We start from the raw sequence: 7,666 nt of genomic DNA, 5'->3' as shown, positions 1-7,666 counted from the left end.
CGACTCGCGAAGGAGAAGCGTCAGGCAGATCCTCGAGCAGCGCCTCTTCCCCACGCGCATCGAGCTACCGGAGCGATGGGCGCAGTACTACTGGAGAACCATTCGGACGCGAGCCTTCACCCGCAACCAGCGCCACACCCTGAAATACGCGGCGTAACTGGCTCGACAGGCGCTGCCATGGGGAATTGGAACCTCACTCAACTGCAATCTTCGGAGCAGGACCCTCGAGTTGCCGAAACCCGCTACTTCAAATTGTTCCGGAGAAAATCGACGGTGAGCGGCCAGGCCTGCTGAGTGGCGCGGAGATTCGCCCCCTCGCGCTGCGTCTGCGCGCGCAGGAAGCCGTGTCCGGCGCCGTCGAACACGTGGGCGACGTAGTGCCGGTGCAACGATGCCAGCACGCGGCGCGCCGGATCGATGGTGGCGTCCACGCGCATGTCGTCGCCGCCGTAGAGCCCGAGCACGGGCGCCTTGAGGCGAATCAGCTGCGCGCTGTCGGGCGAGACGCCGTAGTAGACCACCGCCGCCTTGAGGTCCGGCCGCGCACAGGCGAACGCGAAGCTGTATCCGCCTCCCCAGCAGAATCCAATCGAGCCGCCCCTTCCGCTCGCCGAGGGTAGACGCGTGGCCCAGTCAAACGTGGCGTTGAGCCGCGCCGAGGCAATCTCGGGCGTGATGCTGCGGATGGCCTTCACCACGTCGTCCCGGCTCGCCAGCGACTCGGTGCCGCCGCCGCCGACTCCGAACCCGCTCACCAGGTCCGGCGCCACGGCGATGAACCCCTCGCGGGCCAGCTGATCCGCGACCGCGCGGATCCAGTCCGAGAGCCCGAAGATCTCATGGATGATCATCACCACCGGCGCCTTGTCGTGCCGCTCGGGGTAGACGATCCACGCGTGCAAGGGCCCTCCGTCCTTGAGCGGCACGTCCACCCACTCGCCGTGCCGGGGGGACGCGTCGAGCGCCGCCCTGGCATTCAGCTCGCCGGCCGGAAGCTTCTCGTCGCGCGGCAGCGCCGCGATCGTGGCGGAGTCCATCGCCACGGAGCTGACGCGCGCGGAACGGTCCGCGGGTGGAGCGTCGGCGAGAGCGGCGGCCGACGCCGAGAGAACGAGGATCATCGCGGCCAGCGGGAGCGACGAAGGGGCACGCATGCAAACCTCCAGAGGGATTCACGGGCAGGGGCACGCAGCATATCGTGACGGCGGGGTCCTCGAAATGCGGTATCTTGCGCTCATCCCGCCCAGACGTTCGCCGCCCCGCGATCGGAGGAATGGGTTGTGTGGCGAAGAATGTTGATCGCCTCCCGCGGGCCGGAACTCGGGAGAACCCGGATCGAATTTTCAAGGACTTAGCGGCCCGATTCCCCCCATCAACAATCTGCGCCGCACAACCGGAGGAATGCACGATGCGTTCGAACCGCTCACCGGACAGGCTGCGCATCATGGAGCGCACCGCGACGGCGCTCGCGACCGGGCTCTTCCTCCTGCTGGCATCCGCCGAGGCCTGGCCCGCGGCGCCGGCGAATCCCGTCACTCGCTCGAGCGTGCCGCTTCGCGAGGGCGACGCGGTGCTCAGGGAATTCCGCTTCGAGTCGGGCGAGTTTCTGCCCGAACTCAGGATCCACTACCTGACCCTCGGCCAACCCGTCCGCGACGCCAGTGGGCGGGTCGGCAACGCGGTCCTCATTCTGCACGGAACCGGCGGCACCGGGCGCCAATTCCTCGCGCCTCAGTTCGCGGGCGTGCTGTACGGGCCGGGCGCGCCGCTCGACACCACGCGCTATTACCTGATCCTCCCCGACGGCATCGGGCATGGCCGCTCGAGCAAGCCCAGCGACGGTCTCCATGCCCGCTTTCCGCAGTACGACTACGCCGACATGGTGAAGGCGCAGTACCTGCTCCTCACCAAGTGGCTGGGCGTCACTCACCTTCGGCTGGTGATGGGCACCTCGATGGGCGGGATGCACACCTGGGTCTGGGGCGAGGCCCATCCGGAGTTCATGGACGCCCTGATGCCGCTCGCCTGCCTGCCGGTCGCGATCGTCGGCCGGAATCGACTGTGGCGGCAGATGATCGTCGACGCCATTCGATCCGATCCGAATTGGATGGGCGGGGAGTACACCAGCGAGCCGCAGACCGCGCTGCGCGCCGCCACCGACCTTCTGATCATCGCCGGGAGCGCGCCGCTCTTCATGCAGCGCACCCTGGCGACGCGGGACAGCGTGGACCGATACCTGGAAGTGTCGTTGCGCGCGCGCCTCCCCGGGCTCGACGCCAACGACCTGCTCTACCAGATCAACGCCTCGCGTGACTACGATCCCTCGCCGAATCTGGCGAAGATCAGGGCGCCGCTCCTGCACGTGAACTCCGGGGACGACTTCATCAATCCTCCCGAGCTCGGGATCGCCGAGAAGATGATCCAGCAGGTGCCGAACGGGAAGTTCGTGTTGATCCCGGCCAGCGACCAGACTCATGGCCACGGCACGCATACCTGGCCAGCGTTCTGGCAGAGCGAGCTGGCGGCGCTGCTCGAACGGAGCGGGCCGAAGCCCCGAGTGGCAGACTCAGCTCGATAGTCCGCCGCGCAGGGCGAGCGCCAGCGCGGCGGCGAGCGCGAGCGCGGCCAGCCCGCCCATCAGTCGAGTCACGAGCCCGGTCGGCTCTCCGCCGAGCCGCGGGCTGATTGGCACGACCAGCCCGAGCAGCAGCCCGGTCGCGAGCCCCGCGGCGTGCGCGATGTTGTCGGTGCCATGGCGCGTCACTCCCGCGACCAGGCCCTGGGCGAGCAGAAACAGCATCGCGCCGGCCAGCGCTCGGGCACGACCGGGCGCCAGTCGATGCCGCAGGCGAAACGCGGCCGCCAGCAGTCCGCCGCCGAGCGCGAATATCGCCCCCGACGCGCCCACGCTCAGCGAGAGGGAATCCGGGTGGCGGAAGCCGCGCCACAACACGCTGGCCTCGGACGCCACGCAGCCTCCCGCCGCGTAGACGATCGCGAATCCCCACGACGAGAAGATGCGCTCGAGCGCGGGGCCGAACACCAGCATCGAGAGCGCGTTGAAGAAGACGTGCGCGGCGCCGGCGTGGAGGAACGTCGAGGCGAGCAGCCGCCACGCTCCGCGATCCGCTCCGGCTCCGGCGGCACTGGCTCCCCACGCCAGCATGCGCGTCGAGTCGGCCAGGTCGCCTCGATAGGCCATGAGCGCGAACGACACCGCCCAACCGAGCAGCAGCAGCGCGGTTCCCCACGGGACGACGTCGCCCACCGCCGACCACAGCTCGAGCGGTGGCGGTTCGTCGGGGTCGGGAGGGACAAAGCCGGATTCGAGCTCCTCGGCGTCAACATCTTCCATCCCGACACCCTACACCGCTCCCGGCGCCCCTCAAGTCGGCCCGCTGTCAATCCGATAACGAGGCATGGACATCTTTGTCGCCCGTCAGCCGATCTTCGACCAGAACGAGAAGGTATTCGGCTACGAACTCCTTTTCCGCGACGGGCTTTCGCCGGTATTCACCCACTCCGATCCAACCGCGGCCACCTCTCACATCATCGCCGAGAGTCCATCGCTGATCGGCGTCGAGAGCATCACTCGCGGGCAGCTCGCGTTCGTGAACGTGACACGGGATCTGCTGATCGCGGGTTGCTCGAGCCTGCTGCCGTCCAGATACACCGTGATCGAGGTGCTCGAGACCATTCGTGCCGACCCGAGCGTCGTGGACGCCTGCAGAGCGCTGAAGCGCGAGGGCTATCGCATCGCTCTCGATGATTTCACGTTCGCCGACCGCTCCTCTCCACTGATCGAGATCGCCGATATCATCAAGGTGGACTTGCTGCGCACCGACCGGGAGGAGCGGCGTTCGCTGGTGCGTGCGCTGGCGCCGCGCGGCGCCTGCATGCTCGCCGAAAAGGTCGAGACTCAGGAGCAGTTCGCCGAAGCACGTCAGGTCGGCTTCGAGCTGTTCCAGGGCTACTTCTTCAGCCGGCCGGTCACGCTGTCCTCCAAGTGCATCACGGGAATCAAGCTCCACTACCTGGAAATGCTGAAGGAGATTCAGCGGCCGGAACTCGATCTGGATCTGATCGAGGACATCATCCGCCACGACGTGTCACTCTCCTACCGGCTGCTGCGACATCTGAGCATGGCGTACTTCGGGCTGCGCGAGCCGATCCACTCCATTCGACAGGCGCTGATGACGGTGGGCGAGCGGGAGTTCCGGAAGTGGATGTCGGTGCTGGTGCTTGCCAACCTCGCCGGCGATCACCCCGAGGAGCTGGTCGTTCAGGCGCTGGTTCGGGCTCGCCTGTGCGAGCGACTGGCGCCGAACGCCGCGATGATATCGGCGGCCGACGATTGCTTTCTGATGGGCATGCTCTCGCTCGTCGACACCATGGTGGGGAGGCCGCTCGACGAAGTGCTGGCGCAGGTCCCGGTCGCCGAGGAGGTGCGAGCCGCTCTGCTCAATGCGAGCGGTGCTCATGGTCGCATCCTCGAATACGTCCGCGCCTGGGAACGTGGCGAATGGGCGAAGACGACCCAGCTCGCGGTCGAGATGAAGCTCGACGAGCTGCGCGTGCCCGAGCTGATCGGTGACGCGCTGGCGTTCGGCCGCAACGGCGCGGACGCCACCCGCCGGGCCGCCTAGCCCGGCTTTCGCGTCGCCGGAATTCGTCCGGCCAAGGCGGTTCGGGGTTCGCGGCGGGCGACCATCGTTCGATCCCATTGAACTGCGGTGAAATGCCACGATGTCGGCATTGACGGGCCCCCCATTCGGTGCGAAAGTCTCAGTCGGTTAGCGAGTCCCAAGCGGGGCAATCGTTGCCCCGGACGGTGCTTCATGTGGTGCGACCCCGTTTATTGCTTTCGCGCATCCCCCCCGGTGCGAAGCAGGCCCAAGGTGGGCGCGGGGCCAACCTGACGAACCATCGTCAGGAGAAGGAGGGTTTCATGAGTCTGGCAAGGCGTGCGTTTACTTCAGTGGTGGGTGTCGCTGCCGCGTGCGTCATGCTGGCGGGCATGTTTACCCCAGCCGCCGCATTCAACCTGCGGGTTCCGCAGGTCGCAGTTGGAGGCAGTTCGCTGCAGACCTATCTGAATGGCGTCGGTGAGAGCATCAACGTCAACACCGATCAGCTCGACGCTCAGGTGTGGAACACCAGCGTGTCGGGCAATTCGACCTTCACGCTGATGGTCGAGTTCGCCGGCAACGCGGCGTCGAACAATCTCGGCGTCTACAACGGCGGTGCCGCAGTGCCGACGCTGTTCCAGGTGTTCCCGGGGGCAGCGTCCGCCGGCTGGTTTGCCACCTGCCACTTCGCGGGCGGCAACATGGTCGTCACCCTGTTCGACAACAACTCGATCATTCAGGGGCAGACCACGTACAACGGCGTCGACGCGACCGACTTCGGATTCTATCTGCAGGGTCCGGGCGGCACGTTCTATTCGCAGGACGCCCGCAATCCGGGCGGAGTGGCTCAGATCCTGACCTTCGCCGGCAGCGGTCAGAACTTCGGCGACTGGTGGGAGTGCTTCGAGGATCTGTCGCCGGCGGGGGGCAGCGACCGCGATTTCGACGATGCGATCCTGCTGCTTCAGTCGGTTGGACCGACCCCGACCGCTTCGCGGTCGTGGGGTTCGATCAAGTCGCTGTACAAGTAGTCGGAACTCGATCTCGAATTCTCGAGGCCCCCGTCTCAAGGGCGGGGGCCTTCGAGTTTGATGCGGCCGATCCCGGATCTCGCCTCGGGCGCTTCACCCGGATTCTCGCCGGGCGGATGGCGATGGAAGGGTTCCGAGTAGGCTAGACTTGAAGGGGTGCCCCCACACCTCGTCACGACCTCTCACGATCCAGGGCCGCCTGCGGCCCGGGGGAACTTCATGCGCCGTTCCGGCCGCATTCTCGGCTCTCTGACGGTCCTGTTCCTGCTGGGAGCCTCGGAGCGCGCGATGGGGGCGACCTTCTACTCGCAGGGGAGCCTCGCCGCCGACTCGCTGGTGAGCTGGAACTCCGAGCGGGATGGATCGGGCACGGCGCCCCTCGACTTCGCTTCCGGCGACGCGTTCGTGATCCAGGCCGGGCACGCGTTGATCACCACGTCGCCATGGTCCGTGTCGGGCGGCGGCTCGGAGCTGTGGATCGAGAATGGAGGCGCTCTTCACGCCAGCCAGCCCGTGACGCTCGCCGCGGCTTCGACCCTGCGCGTCGACTCCGGTGGCACTTACGTGCACGACAACCTCGCGCCATTCGCTTCATCGATTTTTCAGGCCGGCACGGTGACGCTGGCCCCGGCCAGCACGGTGGTGTTGAGGAGCAGCGATTCGACGGGCCCGGCCGGCATCGTGTTCGGAAACCTGACGCTGGATTTCGAAGCCAGTCCCGGGGCAAGCGTCACGCTTGCCGCGGAGACGACCGAGATCCGCGGCGATTTGACGCTCACCGCCGGCACGCTCGCTCTCGATCCCGCCGGCACGCTCGACGTTGCGGGAAACTGGTCCCGCAGCTCTGGAAATCTGCAGGGGAATGGCGGGCTCGTGCGCCTCGGCGGCGCCGGCGACCAGACCGTGACCGGCGCCGCGGTCACCTTCGGCCGCCTGCGCATCGAGAAGTCGGGCGGCCGAGTGCTGTTGGCCGACGACCTCGCGGTTTCCGACTCGCTGATCCTGGCCGGCGGAAACATCGAGACGGGCGCGAATCGCCTGAGCGTTGGCTCGGCGGCGATCGTGGCGCGCACCAGCGGCCACGTGGTCGGGCGCCTCGAGAAGAGCATGGCCGCCGGAGCCGGCACGCAGAGCTTCGAGATCGGAGACGCCACGCACTACTCGCCGGTCACGGTTTCGGGGGCTGGATTCACATCCGCATTCCAACTGACCGCCTCGACCGTCGCCGGCGATCACTCCGGCCTGGCCGCGTCGGGTATCGACCCGGCGCGCTCGGTGAATCGCACCTATACGCTGGCATCCGGCGACTACGCGGGCGGCGCGTTCGATCTCACGCTCGAGTTCGACCCCGACGACGTGGACGCGGGGGCACAGCCCGCCGGTTTCGTGGTGCGCGAGTTCAACGGGGCCTGGTCCGCGCCCGCGATCGGGGAACGGCTGGCGACCTCGATCCGCGCCGCGGGACTGAGCGGCTTCGGCGACTTCTCGATCGGCGAGCAGGGAATCGACCACTATTCGGTGAGCGCGTCCTCGCCTCAGGATCGCGGCGCAACCTTCTCGACCTCGGTCGCCGCGCTCGACGCGCTTGGCGAGACGGTGAACGCCGACACCACGACCCAGGTCATGATGTCGAGCGACGGAAGCGTGGAATACGACGCCGACGGCAACGCGAGCTTCGGGGATTCGGTGAAGGTGCTCTCGCACGGCGCGTTCGACATCGCCACGCGGGATACCGTCGCCCAGACCGTCACGCTCCTCGCCGGCGACGCGCAGGGGCACATAGGGAACCGGAGCGGCCTCACGGTTCTCGCCCCGCTCGAGATCGAGACCGCATCGTTGCCGAACGCGGTGGCCGGGCAGCCGTACTCGCAGTCGGCGTCGGCGGCGGGCGGGCTGCCGCCCTACAGCTGGACGCTCGACTCCGGCACGCTGCCCTCGGGGATGTCGCTGAGCGCGGCGGGACTGATCGCCGGGACGTCGACCGCCGCGGGCAGCAGCGGCTTCACG

Annotated in this window: 6 protein-coding genes; 4 read left to right on the top strand and 2 right to left on the bottom strand. The window is 67.6% G+C overall.

Annotated features, from left to right (window positions below):
- Positions 1-242: 242 nt before the first annotated feature.
- Complete coding sequence (locus VMJ70_07725; protein HTO91004.1) at positions 243-1,154, bottom strand: dienelactone hydrolase family protein; 912 nt, start codon at positions 1,152-1,154, stop codon at positions 243-245.
- Between the two features lie 254 nt (positions 1,155-1,408).
- Between VMJ70_07725 and VMJ70_07720 the strand changes: the two genes are divergently transcribed.
- Positions 1,409-2,578, top strand: a complete 1,170-nt coding sequence (locus VMJ70_07720; GenBank protein HTO91003.1) for an alpha/beta fold hydrolase — start codon at positions 1,409-1,411, stop codon at positions 2,576-2,578.
- On the opposite strand, the gene VMJ70_07715 is transcribed toward VMJ70_07720, so the two are convergent.
- Complete coding sequence (locus VMJ70_07715; GenBank protein ID HTO91002.1) at positions 2,567-3,355, bottom strand: rhomboid family intramembrane serine protease; 789 nt, start codon at positions 3,353-3,355, stop codon at positions 2,567-2,569. The two genes, VMJ70_07720 and VMJ70_07715, sit on opposite strands and share 12 nt — an antisense overlap.
- 64 nt (positions 3,356-3,419) lie before the next feature.
- Here VMJ70_07715 and VMJ70_07710 point away from each other — a divergent pair, with 64 nt between their 5' ends.
- The 3 genes from VMJ70_07710 to VMJ70_07700 form a co-directional block, all read left to right on the top strand.
- Positions 3,420-4,646, top strand: a complete 1,227-nt coding sequence (locus VMJ70_07710; protein ID HTO91001.1) for an HDOD domain-containing protein — start codon at positions 3,420-3,422, stop codon at positions 4,644-4,646.
- 302 nt (positions 4,647-4,948) lie between these two features.
- A complete protein-coding gene (locus VMJ70_07705) occupies positions 4,949-5,659 on the top strand; it encodes a hypothetical protein (protein ID HTO91000.1) in 711 nt (236 codons plus the stop codon).
- A 219-nt stretch (positions 5,660-5,878) separates the two neighbouring features.
- On the top strand, positions 5,879-7,666 hold a 1,788-nt coding region (locus tag VMJ70_07700), incomplete at its 3' end, for a putative Ig domain-containing protein (protein ID HTO90999.1).

This window comes from Candidatus Sulfotelmatobacter sp. (assembly GCA_035498555.1).
Lineage (GTDB): Bacteria > Eisenbacteria > RBG-16-71-46 > RBG-16-71-46 > RBG-16-71-46 > DATKAB01.
The sequence above is the reverse complement of the archived record's forward strand: the minus strand, read 5'-3'. Positions and strand labels throughout refer to the sequence as shown.

What these genes read in the sequence shown, in the direction of transcription:
- VMJ70_07720 (HTO91003.1), top strand. Translation starts at nt 1,409, where the DNA reads ATGCGTTCGAACCGCTCACCGGACAGGCTGCGCATCATGGAGCGCACC.
- VMJ70_07725 (HTO91004.1), bottom strand. Translation starts at nt 1,154, where the DNA reads ATGCGTGCCCCTTCGTCGCTCCCGCTGGCCGCGATGATCCTCGTTCTC.
- VMJ70_07715 (HTO91002.1), bottom strand. Translation starts at nt 3,355, where the DNA reads ATGGAAGATGTTGACGCCGAGGAGCTCGAATCCGGCTTTGTCCCTCCC.
- VMJ70_07710 (HTO91001.1), top strand. Translation starts at nt 3,420, where the DNA reads ATGGACATCTTTGTCGCCCGTCAGCCGATCTTCGACCAGAACGAGAAG.
- VMJ70_07705 (HTO91000.1), top strand. Translation starts at nt 4,949, where the DNA reads ATGAGTCTGGCAAGGCGTGCGTTTACTTCAGTGGTGGGTGTCGCTGCC.